This window comes from Flavobacterium sp. T12S277 (assembly GCF_048514875.1).
Taxonomy (GTDB): domain Bacteria; phylum Bacteroidota; class Bacteroidia; order Flavobacteriales; family Flavobacteriaceae; genus Flavobacterium.
This window is the reverse complement of the sequence record NZ_JBLYEG010000008.1, coordinates 1-19,634: the sequence shown is the minus strand read 5'-3', so window position 1 is coordinate 19,634 and position 19,634 is coordinate 1. Positions and strand designations below refer to the sequence as shown.

At 34.9% G+C, this 19,634-nt stretch carries 14 protein-coding genes, 5 tRNA genes and 1 rRNA gene; 10 read left to right on the top strand and 10 right to left on the bottom strand.

Translation table 11 applies throughout. The annotated features are described in order from the left end of the window. Positions 1–119: 119 nt before the first annotated feature. The 3 genes from gap to ACN1CN_RS13060 all read right to left on the bottom strand — a co-directional run bounded on the left by gap (position 120) and on the right by ACN1CN_RS13060 (position 7,005). Positions 120–1,124, bottom strand: coding sequence for a type I glyceraldehyde-3-phosphate dehydrogenase (gene gap, locus ACN1CN_RS13070; protein ID WP_264524601.1), 1,005 nt, complete (start codon positions 1,122–1,124; stop codon positions 120–122). Positions 1,125–1,207: 83 nt separating this feature from the next. Next, the gene (pfkA, locus tag ACN1CN_RS13065; protein WP_017497661.1) at positions 1,208–2,194 is read right to left on the bottom strand and encodes a 6-phosphofructokinase; all 987 of its coding nucleotides are present in this window, start codon (positions 2,192–2,194) and stop codon (positions 1,208–1,210) included. A 311-nt stretch (positions 2,195–2,505) separates the two neighbouring features. Beyond that, positions 2,506–7,005, bottom strand: coding sequence for a translocation/assembly module TamB domain-containing protein (locus ACN1CN_RS13060; RefSeq protein ID WP_419135982.1), 4,500 nt, complete (start codon positions 7,003–7,005; stop codon positions 2,506–2,508). 206 nt (positions 7,006–7,211) lie between these two features. On the opposite strand from ACN1CN_RS13060, the gene tsaD reads away from it, so the two are divergent. The 8 genes from tsaD (at position 7,212) to ACN1CN_RS13020 (ending at position 14,459) form a co-directional block, all read left to right on the top strand. Beyond that, a complete protein-coding gene (gene tsaD / locus ACN1CN_RS13055) occupies positions 7,212–8,234 on the top strand; it encodes a tRNA (adenosine(37)-N6)-threonylcarbamoyltransferase complex transferase subunit TsaD (protein WP_419135981.1) in 1,023 nt (340 codons plus the stop codon). Positions 8,235–8,236: 2 nt separating this feature from the next. After that, a complete protein-coding gene (locus ACN1CN_RS13050) occupies positions 8,237–8,950 on the top strand; it encodes a 16S rRNA (uracil(1498)-N(3))-methyltransferase (protein WP_419135980.1) in 714 nt (237 codons plus the stop codon). A 63-nt stretch (positions 8,951–9,013) separates the two neighbouring features. Beyond that, on the top strand, positions 9,014–9,652 hold the full coding sequence (locus tag ACN1CN_RS13045; RefSeq protein ID WP_419135979.1) for a DUF4159 domain-containing protein: 639 nt from the start codon (positions 9,014–9,016) through the stop codon (positions 9,650–9,652). Between the two features lie 10 nt (positions 9,653–9,662). Then, positions 9,663–10,160: a TrmH family RNA methyltransferase gene (locus ACN1CN_RS13040; RefSeq protein ID WP_419135978.1), complete on the top strand. Its 498-nt coding sequence runs from the start codon at positions 9,663–9,665 to the stop codon at positions 10,158–10,160. Between the two features lie 388 nt (positions 10,161–10,548). Then, positions 10,549–11,499, top strand: coding sequence for a zinc metalloprotease (locus ACN1CN_RS13035; RefSeq protein ID WP_264524607.1), 951 nt, complete (start codon positions 10,549–10,551; stop codon positions 11,497–11,499). A 115-nt stretch (positions 11,500–11,614) separates the two neighbouring features. Beyond that, positions 11,615–12,706 carry an AI-2E family transporter gene (locus ACN1CN_RS13030; protein WP_419135976.1) on the top strand — a complete coding sequence of 364 codons (1,092 nt, stop codon included), beginning with the start codon at positions 11,615–11,617 and terminating at the stop codon, positions 12,704–12,706. A gap of 2 nt (positions 12,707–12,708) precedes the next feature. Continuing rightward, a complete protein-coding gene (locus ACN1CN_RS13025; protein ID WP_419135975.1) occupies positions 12,709–13,890 on the top strand; it encodes a THUMP-like domain-containing protein in 1,182 nt (393 codons plus the stop codon). Between the two features lie 2 nt (positions 13,891–13,892). Next, positions 13,893–14,459: a hypothetical protein gene (locus tag ACN1CN_RS13020; protein ID WP_264524610.1), complete on the top strand. Its 567-nt coding sequence runs from the start codon at positions 13,893–13,895 to the stop codon at positions 14,457–14,459. Here the strand turns inward: ACN1CN_RS13020 and ACN1CN_RS13015 are convergent, their stop codons facing one another. Beyond that, positions 14,460–15,125, bottom strand: coding sequence for a M15 family metallopeptidase (locus tag ACN1CN_RS13015; RefSeq protein ID WP_264524611.1), 666 nt, complete (start codon positions 15,123–15,125; stop codon positions 14,460–14,462). Positions 15,126–15,733: 608 nt separating this feature from the next. On the opposite strand from ACN1CN_RS13015, the gene ACN1CN_RS13010 reads away from it, so the two are divergent. Then, positions 15,734–16,471, top strand: coding sequence for a hypothetical protein (locus ACN1CN_RS13010; RefSeq protein WP_419135974.1), 738 nt, complete (start codon positions 15,734–15,736; stop codon positions 16,469–16,471). A 426-nt stretch (positions 16,472–16,897) separates the two neighbouring features. Then, on the top strand, positions 16,898–18,442 hold the full coding sequence (locus ACN1CN_RS13005) for a hypothetical protein (RefSeq protein WP_419135973.1): 1,545 nt from the start codon (positions 16,898–16,900) through the stop codon (positions 18,440–18,442). Between the two features lie 449 nt (positions 18,443–18,891). Here the strand turns inward: ACN1CN_RS13005 and ACN1CN_RS13000 are convergent. The 6 genes from ACN1CN_RS13000 to rrf all read right to left on the bottom strand — a co-directional run bounded on the left by ACN1CN_RS13000 (position 18,892) and on the right by rrf (position 19,634). Continuing rightward, positions 18,892–18,964, bottom strand: a tRNA-Gly gene (locus tag ACN1CN_RS13000). A gap of 50 nt (positions 18,965–19,014) precedes the next feature. Continuing rightward, positions 19,015–19,087 (bottom strand) — tRNA-Gly (locus tag ACN1CN_RS12995). Between the two features lie 50 nt (positions 19,088–19,137). Then, a tRNA-Arg gene (locus ACN1CN_RS12990) sits at positions 19,138–19,211 on the bottom strand. 78 nt (positions 19,212–19,289) lie between these two features. Then, positions 19,290–19,375: transfer RNA gene (locus ACN1CN_RS12985), tRNA-Leu, on the bottom strand. A gap of 6 nt (positions 19,376–19,381) precedes the next feature. Further along, positions 19,382–19,454: transfer RNA gene (locus ACN1CN_RS12980), tRNA-Phe, on the bottom strand. A 70-nt stretch (positions 19,455–19,524) separates the two neighbouring features. Next, positions 19,525–19,634: ribosomal RNA gene (gene rrf, locus ACN1CN_RS12975) — 5S ribosomal RNA — on the bottom strand.

Below are 19,634 nucleotides of genomic sequence, written 5' to 3'. Positions count from 1 at the left end.
TTTGGATTAGGTTTTTCTTTAGCTAAATAAAAAGTATGCTTTTAAATTAATTAAAGAAGTAACAAAATAAGAAAATCCCATTACTATACAATAACGGGATTTTGCAAAAATATATATTATTATTTTAAACCTGCGATATGCACAGACAAATCAATCAATTTACTTGAATATCCGTACTCATTATCATACCAGGATACTAATTTAAAGAAAGTTGAATTTAAACCGATTCCTGCACCTGCATCTACAACTGAAGTTCTTTTGTCAGAAATAAAATCCTGAGAAACAACTGCATCTTCTGTGTATCCTAAGATACCTTTCATTGTAGTTTCAGAAGCGTTTTTCAAAACAGCCATAATTTCTTCGTATGAAGTTTCTTTGGCTACTTTTACAGTTAGATCTACTACAGAAACGTCAGCAGTAGGAACACGGAAAGACATTCCTGTTAATTTTCCATTCAAAGCAGGAATTACTTTTCCAACAGCTTTAGCAGCTCCAGTTGAAGAAGGAATGATGTTGATGCTTGCAGCACGTCCACCTCTCCAGTCTTTTCTTGAAGGACCATCAGCTGTCATTTGAGTTGAAGTTGTTGCGTGAACTGTTGTCATTAAACCTTCAACAATTTCGAAATTATCGTGAATTACTTTAGCTAAAGGAGCTAAACAGTTTGTAGTACAAGAAGCATTAGAAACTACTAAATCTGTAGCTTTTGCCGTTTCATGATTTACTCCCATTACAAACATTGGAGCATCAGCAGACGGAGCAGAAATGATTACTTTTTTAGCACCTCCTTTGATGTGTTCGTTTGCCGTTTCGATAGTAGTAAAAATACCAGTACATTCAGCCACTACATCTACATCAACCTCGTTCCATTTTAAGTCAGCAGGGTTTCTTTCAGCAGTGATACGAATATTTCTTCCGTTTACGTAAAGTTTTCCTTCTTTTACTTCTACAGTTCCATTGAAACGACCGTGAACTGAATCATATTTTAACAAGTAAGCCAAGTGATCTACATCTAACAAATCATTGATTGCTACTACTTCTACATTATCTCTATTGAAAGTTTCTCTAAAAACGATTCTTCCGATACGTCCAAATCCGTTTATTCCTAATTTTACTTTTGACATTTTACTTAATTTTTTGTTTTTTATTACACTAATTCAAAGTCTAATTTCCTCACAATAAACTTCTTTCCTTTTTAAACTTTTTTTTATGTCGACATGATATCGGACACTCTTAACAATTCTCTGTCAATCTCAGATTTACCTTTAATTGCCTGTTCAAGAGGTGTCAAAACAACTTTGTCAGCCTGCAAACCAACCATATAATTTGATTTTCCTTCTATTAAGGATTCTACCGCTTTTACTCCTAAACGGCTTGCCAAAACACGGTCAAAACAAGATGGAGAACCACCTCGCTGCATGTGTCCTAACACAGATACCCTAACATCATACTCAGGCAGGTTGGCTTCTACGTAATCTTTTAGTTCGAAAACGTTTTTACCAATTTTATCTCCTTCGGCGATCACTACGATACTTGATGATTTTCCTGAAGCTTTACTTTTTTGAAGAGAATCTAATAATCGGTCTAAACCTAAATCTTCTTCAGGAATAAGAATTTCTTCGGCACCGGCTCCAATTCCGGCATTAAGAGCAATATGACCTGCATCTCTACCCATAACCTCTACAAAAAACAGACGGTTATGCGAACTTGCAGTATCTCTGATCTTATCGATACAATCTACAACAGTATTTAAGGCTGTATCATAACCTAAAGTATGACTGGTTCCAAAAATATCATTATCAATTGTACCCGGGATTCCCATTACTGGAAAACCATATTCTGAATTAAAGATTAATCCTCCGGTAAAACTTCCGTCTCCTCCAATAACAACCAAAGCATCAACTCCGGCTTTTAAAAGATTCTCGTGTGCTTTTTTTCTACCTTCTGGGCTTCTAAACTCAACTGAACGAGCTGATTTCAGAATCGTTCCACCTTTGTTTACAATATTATTTACGCTTCGGGGTCCCATTTCTTTGAAGTCTCCTTCAATCATTCCCTGATACCCTCTATAAATTCCTATGCATTCTATATTATGATAAGCGCATGTTCGAACAACTGATCGTATTGCGGCATTCATTCCTGGTGAGTCACCTCCCGATGTTAGAACACCAACTTTTTTTATTGTTTTTGGCATTATTTAAGTATTAAAGTGTAAAATTAGCAAACATTCACCACTTCTTGGGTTATGTTTATAATAAATTAATAAAATATGTTAAATTCAAACGTTTTCGTTAATAAGTTTTTCTATTACTAAAAATTCATTTACAATAATAAATGTCCCTTATTTTAATTGAATGTTTAAAATTAACAATACATAAATGAAGTGTTATAAAATTTCAGGGCATCCTCCCCTTTTCAAAAAAATAAGTGGATCTATAAATTTAGCACAAAAAAACCATTCGCAGCAACGAATGGTTTCTTATGAGTGTATTTTTAACAAATTTCCTAAAAATCATTATCCGGAATCAATCCTTCATTGTTTATAGGCGGCGGAACTTTTCGTTCTTCCTCTTTTTTCTCTTCTTTCTTATCCTTCTTTTTGTTCTTGTCTTCCTTCTTTTTATTCGAGAAGTTCACAAAGTCCGGATTTAGATTGGAATCCTGTAAATCATTCGAAGAGTTTTTTATCGCTCTTTCCAATTTGTGGTTTTTAAACAGTTTATTGACCAATTCGCTGAAAGTATCAAAGTCGACTTCATACGAAATACCCACTCCCTGCGTATACCCAATTCCCTGTCCGATATAATTAATATCATTTTCTTTATTGAACAAACGAAGATTCATTGATCCATCCTCGTTTACCCTATATAGTATCTCAATATCTCCTACGATGGCAGACTCATTAACCCCACCAACAGGAACTCCAAGTTTTCCATTGATTGTGATTCTTTCATTGATCTGCGAAGAGATGTTTGCTACAAACTGCCCGTCCGCTTCCTGACCCAATCTTTTGTCTGCCGAAATATAATTTAAATCAATATTCACCTTATCGTTATCCGATTTGATAATCCCTCCCAGTAAACTCGAAGCGGTTTCGGTTAATGTTCCCGACAAATCGCCCTGACTAAATCCGTCCGTACTCATAAACGAACCTGTCGATAACAAATACAAGGCCTGTGTTTGACGAATGTCTTTGTCATCTAACTTATATTGGATCTCCGATTTAAGTACATTACTGATAGATGGGAACTGTATATCAAAATTAGGCTCCGGACTGGCCAAATCGCCACGCAATCCAATAACCACTTCTACCGGTACTTTTTTATTAAACGAAGAGGTATTGTCTAACAATACAGCCGGATTTGCAGTTGTTTTATAAACTGCTTCCAGATTCAGCTGTGCTTTCATAGGGTTTCCTTCCCAAATGATCGACCCACCCTTCTTAACCGAGAATTTTTTATCAATTAAACCGCCATATTTAAAATTGTAAGTTCCTTCATAGGCCTGGAAATCCCCCCACATATTAAATTTACCCAGTGTGTTAATTTTAAACAATAACGAACCGTATCCTTTTCCTTTCATCCCGTGTCCGGAATTTCTATCCAGAATTACTTCTACTTCGGCATCAGGCGTAATGTCAAAATCAAACTCCAGTTCCAATCCGTTATAGTTTTTGGTCTTTTCGAGGATTCCATTTGCCAGGTTATATTTTTCCTGAGGCGTGACAAAATGAATCCAGCTGCTTTCTCCAACACTTTGCGCATTGTTTATCGGAATCTTAACCTGAGTTCCTTTTTCTGATTTTGCATCTACCTTTATAAACAGGCTTTCTGTTGGTCCTTTAATGCTTGCGGTACCATTTATAAATGCCGTACCAAAATAGGCCGCATCTTCACTGTCTTTGGTATCCAATGCTACCAAGCGTTTAGAAGTAATCGTTAAATCGAGCTTCCAGTCGCCAAAATTATGATGTTCGATACTTCCGTTGAGTAAACCTTTTGTTCCGTACTTCGTATCCGTCAGCTGATTGTTTCGGAACAGGAATTTCTCATCGGTTAAGTCAATTACGGTACGATCACTTAACTCGTAATCGGTATTTAGATACGGAATGGTCATTCCCGCTTTTTCGACATACAAACGTCCGTTAATTTCAGGCTTTTTTAAATTTCCAACTACTGCGGCGTTTCCTGAAACCGATCCACGGACATTCGATAAGACATCTCCTCCAACGGCTCCTAAAGTAGCCAGATTAAACCCTTCGAGTTTTAAACTCAAATCCAACATGGTCTCTTTGTTCTCTACCGCAAAAGTTCCTTCTGCTTTAAAAGACTCTGTAAACCCGTTTTGAATAGTCGAGTTTATGGTAAATTTCTTAAAGCTTTCATCTCCGGAAATATCAAAATTAAGCGTTCCTAAATCTGTTTTATTCAGGTTGAGATGATCAATCACAATCGATGCTGTGGGCTGATAGACGTCTTTATTTTGTTTGTAATTTACATTTCCGTTCAGGTTACCATTAAAGACAAACTTAGAATTGAATGGCGTAATCTTATTAATATCTACATCTTCAAAATTCAGCACCAGATCTTTATAGTCCTTCCCTTTTATAACCCCATTCAAATCAATTTTCTGATTCTCATGTGACAAAACAATGTTCTCAATGCTAAAGTTTTTAAAATACTGATCAAAAATAATCTGATTGTCTTTTTCCGCATCTTCATTTAAATACCATAAATAGTCTTTAAATTTCATTTCCGATTTCTTGATCCCGACGATATTGTTTTTGTTTTTATCGATGGTATGATAAAGATCCAGATTGTAATAATCCTCTCCCTTATCCCCACCTTTAAATTCAGATCTTACAAACAGGGTGTCTTTAGCCGTAACGTTAATCAGGTTAAAATCGCGTATCTTATAATAAGGTGTTTTAATACTGTCTAACTCCACATAAGCATTATACAACGTGTTTTTATTGTCGATGCTAATTCGGATATTGTCAAAGGTATTTTTGGCAGCAGTAATTTTTTCAGAATTAAATTTGAATTTAAATTCTTGTAGATCCGAATCAATTTTCCCTCTAACCACAGTACTGGAGTCAATCTTGATATCGGGATACAACATTTCGACGATCTTGTCATACACATGGAAGTTGAAGCGCAAAAACTGCCCTTTCTTCACCTTGTATGGTTTATAATTCGTGTATAAACTTCCCACCGAATTCATAACTAACTTGTCCAATTGTGCAAACTGAAACTTACCCACTATCTCTCCGTTTACCACGTCATTAGAACTAATGGTTATGGTACGTAGTTTGTCTGCATCAAAATTCGAGTTAACCGAAATCACATCGAAAATATAAGTGTCTTTAGGATTTTGATAAACCGCGTCTTTGATGGAGATCGCTCCCTGCAAATTCTCTATCGAATTTCCGGTCATTTCCACCACAACATCACCTCTGAATTGTGAAATAGAATCGTCGACAAATTTCAGTTTTCGCAAGTCGGCATTGTCTACGTTAATATGAAAATCATAACGGTTTTCACGTTTACTCAAATCGACCATACCGTCAAACATCAAATTCAAATTGGGATCATTTATAGAAACCTGTCCTTTATAATAGGGTAATTTAAAATTACCGTTGACCACAATATTATTATAGGTGTATTTATTGTAATCTAATTTGGTGATATCCCCTTTAACAATCGTATTGAGATATTTTTCGGTAAAACCTTTTCCGTCTACATCTACATTCAAAGTCGTTCTGCCAATATCCTTGCGATCAAGGACTGCACCAATGTTAAAATTGTCCAGAATGATATTTCCGGAATAGGAAGCTTTATCAATAAAATCAATATTGTTCATGTGCAAATCGACCTGTCCGTTACCCAAATCGGTAATCATCTTAAAATCGGTTTCTAAAGCCGTAGTCGAAACTTTTGCCTTTCCAACAATATTGAACCTGCCAATCTTCTGTAATTCTTTCGGCAGTTTTTTACCTAAAATACTCGGCAGTAAAACCACCAGATTATCGTAACTCGAAACTAGTTTTTCAAACTTACCATCCATAGAAAACTTCTGAGTTTTGCTTCCTAAAAGGTTTTTGAAGTTAATGGTTCCGAAGATTTTTGAACCATTGGTATCACTCAATCTAAGACGTCTTAAATTCAGGTCATTCAGTGTTCCTTTTATTTTTGTCTTAATTTTAAAATGCTGATTTTTACCCAATCCGTCATAAAAATAACGAATATCATTTGAAGCAATAGAAGCGGAATCTAATGCTACATCAAATTTTACTTTATCGGTAAAATGGAGGAAATCCTCTATTTTATAATTTAAAATCGCTTTTCCGTAAAGAGAAGATCTTTTCGTTTTTATTGCTAAATTTTCAACCTTGATCTGCTTTTTGGTATAACTGAATTTCCCCGCAAAATTGGAAACATACAAACCGCGATGATCCAAAAAGGAAAACCGATGAATGTTGGTGCTCACATCCGGTCCGTATAACTTAAATTCGCTTATATAAGCGTTTAACTTTTTAAAATCAAGAAATCGTGGTGTAGTTTTATTCTCATCAACGACAGAAAAAGCTCCTTTTGAAATGTAAGCGTTTTTGGCTGTCATCAAAAAATGCTTGTCTGATTTGGGCGTTTTTTTTCCCGTTTCAAACAGTTTAATGAACTTGTTGATGTTATTCTCGTCTTCGTTTTTATACGTTTTCAGATTAAAAATCATACCCGTCAGCCGAAGATCTCCAAAAAGCAAATCACCATCTAATAATCTTTTAATACTAAGAATATCAGTGGTAATTATATCAGAATAGATTAAAGTCTTCTTATGATGGTCCCGAATCAGGACCTTCTTGAGTTTTACACCTCCAAAAATGTTTATAGCTACTTTTTCTACACTAATATCTGTCTTAAAATCAGTATTTAGCGATTCTGTAACATACTTTGCAATTTTTGTCTGAACAACAGGCAAAGCCAGAATGATAGCAAGTGCTAACAAAAGTAAAATTAAACCAATTAGGGTTCGTGATATTATTTTCTTTACTTTTCTGATAGCTGCTTTATTTTAGTTTTCTTTTAAATTTACTTTGAACAGACAAAGAACGGCTGTTTTTGATAAAAATTCTTTAATTTTGGCTTCTCCTTATATTATAAGAAATTCAAATATTTGATTTGTCAAATATAATCCAAAATTCGTGCTTTTATATGCAAAATTCAGAGGTTTTTATTCTTGCCATCGAAAGTTCATGCGATGATACTGCTGCCGCGGTTCTACATAACGACAAAGTACTCTCAAATGTTGTGGCCAATCAGTTAATTCACAATCAATATGGAGGTGTGGTTCCTGAATTAGCTTCAAGAGCGCACCAGCAAAATATTGTTCCGGTAATTGATGCCGCACTTCGCAAGGCAAATGTACAAAAAGATCAATTAACAGCGATCGCTTTTACACAGGGTCCGGGCCTAATGGGGTCTTTATTAGTGGGCAGTTCTTTTAGTAAATCGCTATCGTTAGCTTTAAAAATTCCGCTAATTGCTGTAAATCACATGCATGCGCATATTCTCGCTCATTTTATAGACGAAGAAGGTTTTGATAAACCGGAGTTTCCTTTTCTGGCGCTGACCATTAGCGGAGGTCATACTCAAATTGTTAAGGTAAACGGTTTTTTTGATATGGAAATTATCGGAGAAACTACTGATGATGCTGTGGGTGAAGCTTTTGACAAAAGTGCCAAGATTCTCGGGCTCCCTTATCCGGGCGGACCGCTTATCGACAAATATGCAAAATTAGGAAACCCAAAAGCTTTTGCGTTTACCAAACCTAAAGTACCGGGACTTGATTTTAGTTTCTCAGGACTAAAAACGGCCATTTTATATTTCATTCAAAAGAAGAAATTGGAGAATCCGAATTTCATTGAAGAAAACCTGAATGACATTTGCGCTTCTATTCAACATACGATTATCGAAATTTTGATGGACAAGTTGAAATTAGCCGTAAAAGAAACCGGAATCACACAAATCGCAATTGGCGGAGGAGTTTCGGCCAATTCAGGCATCAGAACCCGATTGAAAGAAAGTGAAGGCAAATACAGCTGGAAAACTTTCATTCCAAAATTTGAGTACACTACCGACAATGCTGCAATGATAGGAATTGTAGGGTATCAAAAATATTTATCAAGTCGTTTTGAAACTTCAGCAGTAGTTTCGAAAGCGCGAATCCAATTTTAATTATGCAATTATTTTACAACCCTGATATTGATGAAGCTACAGAACGTTTTTCTTTTGATAAAGAAGAAAGCCGTCATATTATAAAGGTTTTACGCAAAAAAGATTCTGACATCTTACACGTAACAAATGGCGCGGGCTTATTGTTTGAAACAGAGATTACTTTAGCCTCCGACAGCAAATGTATTGTAGAGGTGCTTTCGATCACGAAATCGCCGGCTCCAAAATTCAAACTGCATCTGGCCGTTGCTCCAACCAAAATGAATGATCGTTTTGAATGGTTTTTGGAAAAAGCGACAGAAATAGGAATCCAGGAGATTACACCTGTTTTTTGCGATCGTTCGGAACGAAAAGTAATCAATCCGGAACGTTTTGAAAAAATTATCTTATCGGCAATGAAACAATCCAATGAGACTTTTTTACCAAAACTGAACGAGGCGATTTCGTTTAAAGAGTTCATCAAACAAAAAAACGAAGGCTTGCAATTGATCGCACATTGTGAAGAGACCGATAAAAAATCGTTGAAAGAAGTTTTAAAGCCGAATGAGAATGTTACCCTGCTTATTGGTCCTGAAGGTGATTTTTCTGAAAAAGAAATTGCACTCGCTTTAGAACATAACTTTGCGCCGGTTACTTTAGGAAATACCCGATTGCGTACCGAGACGGCTGCCATTGTAGCTTGTCATAGTGTTGTTTTTTTTAATGAAACACCAAATTAGATATAGTTCACATCAGAACTAAAGCAAGCATTCTCGCAAATTACCTGATAACTTATTAAGTATATGAAAAAAGTATTTCTTTTGTTTTTATTGGTTTCTGTTTCTTCCTTTTCGCAGGAAATTACGTTGCTAAAATATAGCGGTGGTGGTGACTGGTATGCAAATCCAACCTCATTGCCCAATTTAATAAAGTTTTGCAATGCCAATATAAACACCCGAATAAAAGCAAAACCGTCAACAGTGGAGCCGAGTAATCCGGATCTGCTCTCCTATCCGTTTGTTCACATGACGGGACATGGAAATGTTGTTTTTAGTGATGCCGATGTGAGTAATCTTAGAAATTATTTAAATGGCGGCGGTTTTCTTCATATTGATGATAATTACGGAATGGATCAATACATTAGAAAAGAGATTAAAAAAATATTTCCAAACAATAATTTAATCGAAATTCCGGCAAACCATCCCATATTTCAAAAACCGTATCCCTTTCCAAATGGTTTACCCAAAATTCACGAACACGACGGAACACGTGCGCAGGCCTTTGGTATTTTTGTAGAAAACAAACTCGTATTACTCTATACTTACGAATGTGACTTAGGAGATGGCTGGGAAGATCCTGAAGTACATAATGACCCTGCCGCGGTTAGAGATAAAGCTCTAAAAATGGGTGCCAACATTATCAATTATATTTTTACCAATTAAATTTTAGAAGGTGCAACTTACTCACGAAGAAAATCAATTTGAAAGAAAAACATTTCCGATAACATTAGTTTGTGATCACATTTATTTTCAGCAAAATATCGGTTCTCTTTTTAGAATCAGTGAGGCATTTGGGGTCGAGAATATCATTTTTTTAGGAAAAGATATTCCGTTAACTCCCCGAAAAATCAACAAAACTTCACGAAGCACTCATCTTCATGTAGCCCATACCATAATTGAAGAAACAGCCGATCTTGCTGACTACCTGCTTCAAAATAATTTTGAAATTATTGCTTTAGAAATCGCAAGCAATAGCAAACCTCTAAGAGAAGTTTTTATTCCCGAAAATCAAAAAATTGCACTTTTAATTGGAAGTGAAATTAGTGGAATCTCTGAAGAACTTTTAAAAATTTCAAACCAAATTGTCCACATCAATATGTTTGGAAAAAACAGCAGTATGAATGTTGTGCAAGCGGCGAGTATTGCACTTTATGAGATTACTTCTTTTTAAACTTTTTCACATTTTAAATTGTAAGTATAAAATTCCACCTTTTGTTGTATCTTCTGGAATTCCATGACTAATTAGACCCAAATATTACCATTAATTTAACAGTTGTTCTTACGTATAAATACGTGCTAAAATTTCATTCTGTAATATTTGTCAATAAAATCCTCTATAAAGAACAAAATTCAACATAATAACATTCTCAAAAACAACATTGTACGAATTTACTTCTTAATAATTTTAATGATTTTTTTGTAAGAACTAGATTATACAAGGGATTGTAAAATTCTCACAAATAATATATTGTAATTATTTTGTTACAATAATTATTTTGTTATAAAATTGCAATATAATTAACCAAAGCAATTTTTTTATAACAAAAACCCAAGTTATTATGAAAAAAATCATTATTACTGCATTCACAGCATTAGTGCTGTTTTCTTGTCAAAACGACCAATCTGAATCTACTGATTCAAAAATTGATGCTATTGCACATCGCGGATGCGCAAGCCAGGAAGTTTTAGAGGCTCAACTGAAAGCTGATCCTACTTTAGCCATCAGAATGAACGAAATCAATGCCTTTACCGAAAATGCCATCTTGACAAAACGTCTTGTAAACGGTAAAATTGAAATTCCTGTGGTAGTGAATGTTCTTTACAGAACTGCAGCAGAAAACATTTCTAATGCACAAATTCAAACTCAAATTGACGTCTTAAACAAAGATTTCAATGCATTAAACTCAGATTACAATAGCGTACCAGCGCTTTTTTCAGGTGTAAAAGCCAATGTTGGAATTACTTTCGTTTTAGATCAGGTAATTAGAAAATCGACTACAAAAACTTCATGGGGAACAAGTGACGCCATGAAAAAAACAGCTCAGGGTGGTCTTGCACCAACTTCTCCAACAACAAAATTAAACATGTGGTCTTGCACCATTGGAGGAGGTATTTTAGGTTATGCACAATTTCCTGGAGGAGCTGCTGCTACTGACGGAGTTGTTGTTGATCCGAAATATTTTGGTCTATCAGGAGCAGCAAATGCACCATTTAACTTAGGAAGAACAGCTACTCACGAAGTAGGACACTGGATGAACCTACGTCACATTTGGGGAGATGCTACTTGTGGAAGCGATTTAGTTTCAGATACTCCTACTCACAATACAGCAAATTACGGTGTACCTGCATATCCTCACTATAGTACTTGTTCAGGAACTCCTGTTGAAATGACAATGAACTATATGGATTATGTTGATGACAACGCTATGTACATGTTCTCACAAGGACAAAAAAGCAGGATGGCTGCGATATTTGTTACCGGAGGTGCTAGAGCTTCTTTTGGAATCTAAATATAGACAAGCATAAAAGACAAACTTGAAAAGCGGGACGGCAACATCCCGCTTTTTTTCGTTTACCTATAAACTTCAAAAGCTTTTTCCTATATTTATCCTTTAAAACCGAATCATGATCACATCGAAAATTATTTCAAACGGAATTTTAAGAGCTTTAACTACCATCCTGGTTGTCGCCGCTATTTTGTATTTTCTATACCAAATTCAGACTGTAATTGTCTATTTATGTATTTCGTTGCTATTGTGTTTAATCGCAAATCCATTAATACAATTTTTAAAGAATAAATTAAAGTTCAGCAATTCACTGGCAGCCACAACGGCGCTAATTTTATTCATACTTGCCATCGTTGGCTTCATTTTATTGTTTGTTCCGTTAATCATTTCACAAGCCAATAATTTATCGCTGTTGGATACTCAAAATCTGCAACAGCAATTTCTACAAACAGAACGCACTATTGAAACTTATTTTAATATTCAGCATCTTGATTTAAATAAAGTTTTAAAAGAATCTAAAATAACATCGATAATCGATTTCAGCTACTTTACAGGTTTTCTAAATTCAATTATAGGCTTCATGGCGAATATCGGAATGGGATTGGTTTCGGTATTCTTTATTACTTTTTTCTTTATCAAAGATCAGGACGCCTTTAAGATTAGTGCCAAAAGAATTCTTCCTGACTCGAATGAAGACAAAATCTTAAATTCGATCACTAAAATCAACCATTTCCTGACCCGTTATTTTATAGGTCTGTTGCTGCAATTAACGGTTGTATTCATTCTGTATTTAATTGTTTTAATGATATTTGGAAATAAAAACGCTTTTGTGATCGCCTTTTTATGCGCTATTTTGAATGTTATACCTTATATAGGACCCATTATAGGAACGATACTGGCGGGAATTTTAACTATGATCAGTATGATTGGAAGCGATTTTCAATCTGAGATACTACCCAAAACCATCTACGTAATCATCGGGTTTTTATTGGTTCAGGCCATTGATAATAACATCAGTCAGCCTATAATCTCATCAAAAAGCGTAAATTCGCACCCGTTAGAAATATTCCTGGTTACTTTAATCAGCGGAATTACTTTTGGAATTGTTGGAATGATCATTGCCATTCCGGTATTTACTATGCTGAAAGTAATTTTAAAGGAATTTTTTCCTGACAACAAAATTGTCTCTGTATTAACCGAAAGAATTTAACATTGAATACTGCTATTTTAAACCAAAACATTCAGGAATTCATAACTCAAAATAGTGGTGCCCCAATTACAAAATTAGCGCTTCAGAAAAATCCCTTTCCTGAAATCGACTGGATTGTACTTTTAAATCAGATTGAAGCAAAAGCAAAAGCAAAAGACAAGCTGCCAACCTGGTTTGAGACCGCAAATATTATTTATCCTTCTAAAATATCCGTTGAACAAACTTCATCTGAAAAAACAGCAGCCTATAAAGCTTCTTTAATTTCCGGCGAAAGTTTAATTGACCTTACCGGAGGTTTTGGTGTCGACGATTACTATTTCTCTAAAAAATTCAAAAAAATAGCGCATTGCGAAATAAACGAAGATTTATCGGCTATCGTCAAACATAATTTTGAACAGCTAAAAGTTGAAAATTGCACTTTCTATGCTAATGATTCTACTTCTGTTTTAAATGATTCTGATCAAAAATGGGATTGGGTTTATATTGATCCGTCCCGCAGGAACGATGCTAAAGGTAAAGTTTTTATGCTGAAAGACTGTTTACCTAATGTTCCCGATTTACTGGATTTTTACTTTGAAAAAACAGCTGCTGTCTTAATAAAAACGGCTCCGTTATTAGATCTTTCTGCCGGCTTATCCGAACTTCAATTTGTCAAAAACATTCACATTATTGCACTTGAGAACGAAGTAAAAGAATTACTTTTTGAAATCCACCACCAGTACTCCGGCGAAATCACAATAAAAACGGCCAATATTTTAAAAGACAAAATAGAGACTTTCGAGTTTATTATGGGCCATGAAACGATTATCCCTTCTTACGGCCTTCCTCAGAAATATATTTATGAGCCCAATTCGGCTATAATGAAATCGGGAGGATTTGAAGAAGTCAGTACAATTTTTAAGATCGATAAACTCCACAAACATTCACATTTGTATACCTCAGAAAATTTAATCGATTTTCCGGGACGCCGTTTTGAGATCGAAAAAGTGATTCCCTACAGTAAGAATGAAATGAAAACTGAGCTCGTCAATCAGCAGGCCAATATCACTACACGAAACTTTCCGGACACGGTGGAAAACATTCGAAAAAAGTGGAAAATAAAAAATGGCGGAAATTTGTATTGTTTTTTTACAACTGATAAAAATGATACCAAAATAGTTTTAATTTGCAGAAAAATAACTTAAAAATGAAACAACTAATTACACTAACCTTTTTCTTATTAACCTTTACTGCCTTTGCACAAAAACCATGTGAATACAGTACGAATGTAAACGACTCTATAGGCAGCTACAAAGTAACCAACGAATACATGATCAGTGAAAAATACTTTGGCGGAACATTTGATTATGTTTTCTTCGCGCTGGCACAAACCGATGGTTTACCAACCTTAAATTTACAGCTTATTCAAAAAAGCAAAGACTTCATAAAAGCAAATTGCTTCGATAAAAACTCAAAGGTTTTTTTACAATTAGAAAACGGAAAAATAGTAACGTTGATTCATATCGACAAAGAAAGCTGCGGAACGCTTATTCGTGACGAAAAAGGTTTTGACAACCGAATCAATACCGGAATTTTTATGTTTATGAAAGACAACTTCGAAGATCTTAAAAAATCGCCAGTTTCGATCATGCGAATAAAATACCTGACTACTGTAGAGGATTATATTGTAAAAAGAGATTTAACTTCGGAATTGAATGGTAAAGTTTACCATCCGAATACATATTTCATGGAAAACATAAGATGTGTTGAATAACTAATCGCATTTCCACTTTTGGTTGGAGACTTTATCGTTTAAACCTGTTTTTAAATTATAATGCCACCACTCTGAATCAAAAGAATTGAATCCATTTTTGATCATCACACTTTTCAAATATTTTCGATTTGCTTTAACCGACACCGGAAATTTTTTATAATTATGACTGGCTTCAATGCCAAAAAAATCAAAATTAGTACCCATTTCCAGTTCTTCGCCCTTAGCATTGACTAAAGTAATATCAACGGCTCCTCCTTTATTATGGATGGAGCCTTTTTTTGGATCGGCCACATACTCCGGATTTGATACAATCTCCCACATTTTTTTCTGGATGGACAAAGGCCTGTAACAATCAAAAAGTTTTATTTTACATCCGTTTTTCATAAAATCTTTATTTGCCGCTATTAAAGCTTTAACGGTTTTATAGCGCAGTAAACACTCGGCGCAATCGTAAACTTTTGCCTTTAAAAAATTATCTTCAGTAGCATATTTCATGTCATAAACAAAATCATTACTGTAATCTTTAAGATTTACAAAAGTGGTATCGGCAATTTCACTTCCCTCTTCAGATGAATAAGTTTCATTCTGTGCATTTGCTGTAAGTATACAAAAGAAAAGACTAAACAGAAGTATTACGATACGAGATAAAGACAGTTGCATTTTCATGGTTCTATAAATTGAAAGAAGTAAATATAAACAAAACCATTTAAGGTAATAGAATCAATCTTCTAAATCTCACCTACTTTCCTTTGCTCCCTTGCCTTTTAACACTCTAAAATGTGACCTGACAGCATGGTAAACCGGGCATTCTAATCTTTCCATAACTGCTATTACTCGAAATTCTTATAACAAATTTAACAAAATCATAAAATATTATTAATCAATTGTTTACGATGTTTTTTTTCTTCAACATAAAAAAATGTCCGTCTCTTATTTATTCGATTAACTCAACAATTAACCTTTGCAGCAGTAAAAAAAATCAAAATTTAACGTATCATCCTTTAGAACAAAAAAAACGTAACTAAATATAAATCAGCCTATTTAATTTATAACTCATTCCTTATTCTATAAATTAGTCTGCGATAATTTCTATTATTTTTTTATGGTACCTTGTATAAAATCTATTCAAAACAGTACTACTTCCTATAATTTGTCATTTCTAAAAAAACATCTTGGAAAGCTTAAAATTCTTATATTTACTTTTTACCTAGCCAAATAACACTATGGACACAATCGATTCCACTGTTATGCTGGTTCATAATTAAGCAGTCAAGATGGAGAAATATACAGCAGAAACCACCCCCTTAACACTAGACGTGAATCTAACATGGGATAATAAATTAAAAAGAGCCGATTTATTACCAGATCCTCAATCCCGTTTAGATTCTGTTTACATGAAAGAAAGCCCCCTTTCTGACTCCAGCATTCCCTTTAGAGATCAAACAGATGTTTCCAGTAAGAAAAAAAGTATTGGCCAACTTATCGATAAACTCGATGTCGAAACCAATATTAGATATCAAAGAACCGTAGAAGATACCTACTGTAATGTTTACTCTTATGATTATTGCTATTTCAGCGGTGTCTATCTCCCAACTGTTTGGTGGACTGAAGAAGCACTCGAAAAAATAGCACAAGGAGAGGAAGTGGAAGCTGTTTTTGAGCAAACGGTTGAACGTATTTACTCCAGTGCTATACACGATTGGTTTCTAAAATGGGGACCTCAATTTGGCTGGGAAAGAATGTTTACTCCCGATGAAATTCAAAACAAAGTAAATACCAATGGTGGAATTGGAATAATTTGTGCCAAAAGAAGAGAAAAAGGACTATCCGGTCATATCGTTCCTGTTGTTCCTGAAACAAATTTAAATCTGGCCTATCGAGAGAATGGCGTAGTCCTATATCCCCTGCAATCACAGGCAGGAAAACTAAATTATAATTATTTTTCAGAAGTTAGAAAAGACTGGTGGAATGACGAATTATACTCCTCCCACGTGTTTTATTACCATGAATAAATAAAAAGAATACCTTCAATTCTCCACACAACCAAAAATAACTGATTTACAAGCTTTTAACTGTTTGGAAATAACATAATAAAGAACTACTTTCGCAATCTGAAAAAACAGAAATCGCAAGAGTTGTAATTCGGCTATACGCTTACCTAAATCATTGATAAAAAGACAATTAACAAGAATAGTAATTTTGTATCCCCATTATAAAATTATTTAATCAATTTTTCAATCGATACAAGTATACAATTTCCCAGACTACTACTAATTCATACCATTTTACAAACAAAACAAAGCTTTTTTAAGGGATGCAAACCATTAGGCATTATTCGTTAAAAGATCTTACGACCCAGAATTTCAGCAAATGAACTGCTGTATTTTAGCATAAAAAAAAACACTTTAAAACAACCTTAAAAAAGAAAATTAGTATAAATGAAAGACAATCAGACACAAAAATATTATTGGGGAATTGGATTAGAAAACGAAACCTACATGCAATTTGAAGAATCCCTAATAGTTTCTGGTGAATTTATACAACAAAAAATTGGTTTTGAAAAATATAGCATAGACTATCGAAAATGCTACAAACCAGAGAGCTTGGCACCTGTACTTCAAAAAGCTTTTGATACAAACGAGAACTATAACGTGAGCCGAATGATGAACAGTCATTCGCTGGAAAAACTGGATATAAACTATCAGCACAAAACATTATCGCCAGTAAAATCATTGGTTCCTACTGCCGAATCTGCTGAAGCAAATCCACAACCACTTGAAAATCCCGAATATCTCGGAAAATCTATCATGGAACTTTTCCTTGAAGATCAACCTTACAATATTCAAAGTATGATTACCCAAAGAAACAAAACTATGGGGTCTGTTCATTTCGACGGTGATTCTATAGAATTTGTAACTAAATATTTTGAAAATCGTACAATAGCTGATTCATGCAAAGAATTAAAGGCAACCAAAAAGTTGTTTCTCGATAAAATCAATGACTCAGCAATACTTAATGGCAAATTAAATTTTCCGGATTACAACAATGGCCTTAACATGTTTATGACCAACCAGGAAAATCTCGTTTTGTTTAATAATGGAACATACCATTTTCACATTACTTTACCTTCGCTAACAAAAGACAGCCGCATTCTCGATTATAGTGATTTTGACAAAACACATGCCAATGCTATCTATTTATTGCAATGGTTCGAGCCTTTTTTCATCGCCACCCTTGGAAGCCCAGATATTATGGGAGTGATAAGCAACACCTATAGTCTGGACAAGAAATTTACTCTGGGTTCTATGAGAAATGCTATGTCACGCTACATCGGTGTAGGAACTTTTAATAAAGCAATGCCTAAAGGTAAAATTCTAACCTATAAAGTGGATGACTTTAGAAAATTGCTAAAATTCAAAAAAGAAGACAATATTTGGTGGCGCGATCAGATTGAGACAGAAATGGAGTACGAATTACTTTCGGAAGTGGGTCTGGATTTTAATCAGGAAAAAATGTACCAAAGCGGTTTTGAATTCAGAAGTTTTGACGAATTTCCGGCAGAATACTTAAATGATGTTCTTTTTTCGATTATTCTAATTTGCGAACATTCCCTAAATCTGCCTGACGTTCAATGGGGGCATGATAGTGAGGTTTGGAACAATTTAGTATTCAAAACCTTAAAAACCGGTTACCTTACTGAAATCAATGAGACTGAAAAGAACACAATCCTAACCTTATTGCAATTGCTAAATCCATCTGATAGTAATTATAATGAACTAAAATCCGAATTTGAAGGCATTGTTATGCTGGATCAGTTTTTCTTTAAGATTTTAGCTGTTTTACACGATAAATACAAAGACAATAACGTCTGTTTGGATCTTATGTACGGAAAAAAAACAAGTTCACCTCCAAAATGGGATAACTTTAATAAATATCAAACCGAAAAACACCTACAACAGATAGGAGTGTTTATTAAGAACTAAAAGAAGCATTCTTAAAATACGATCAAACTTTATACAACTTTAGCTTTTGTATAAAGTTTGATTTTTTTTTAGCTACAAGATTCGCTATGTTAGTCAACAATTATTGATTTCATAAAAGAATACTCTTCAAAACCTTTAGCTGTTCTATTCCCGAACAAAGTAGTGTCATTGATCCTATCTAACCTTTTTTCACTTCTCCTGGTCTATTCTTGATTCGATTATTGCCAGGTGGCTTAATCTGCGAGATTAGTGCTGTCACAATCTCTTGCCGTTCGCTACGAGAGTTATTTACTTTATTAAAATGATTGAAATCATTGCTAATGTTTATCTCCACATAGCTTAGTTTTTCAAAATTCCAAACTTCTAAACCTGATCCCTCTATTCCTGCTGAGCCGCGTTAATAAAACCACTTGAAAACAAAAAAGCCACTCGTTTTGAGTGGCTTTTTGTGAACGCAGAAGGATTCGAACCTTCGACTGTCCCGATTGGAAATCGGGATGCTCTATCCAGCTGAGCCGCGTTAACAAAACCACTTGAAAACAAAAAAGCCACTCGTTTAGAGTAGCTTTTCGTGAACGCAGAAGGATTCGAACCTTCGACCGTCCCGATTGGAAATCGGGATGCTCTATCCTGCTGAGCCGCGTTAACAAAACCACTTGAAAACAAAAAAGCCACTCGTTTAGAGTGGCTTTTTGTGAACGCAGAAGGATTCGAACCTTCGACCGCCTGCTTAGAAGGCAGGTGCTCTATCCAGCTGAGCTATGCGTCCAATATTTTTTTAGAACATCTCTGTTCTCTTTTATTCGAAAAAAAACTTCAACTAGTAAAACCAGTTGAAGTTTTTTAGTACTCAGAGCGGGACTTGAACCCGCACGAACATTGCTGTTCACTGGATTTTAAGTCCAGCGTGTCTACCAATTTCACCATCCGAGCATTATGTGGTACCTCCAGGGATCGAACCAGGGACACATGGATTTTCAGTCCATTGCTCTACCATCTGAGCTAAGGTACCATTTCTACTTATATATAAGTAAAATTTAGAATAAAAAACCCCGTTTTGTTACGAACAGGGTTTTTAAAAAGAAAGGCGACGACATACTCTCCCACATAACTGCAGTACCATCTGCGCAGGCGGGCTTAACTACTCTGTTCGGGATGGGAAGAGGTGAGCCCCGCCGCAATAACCACCTTA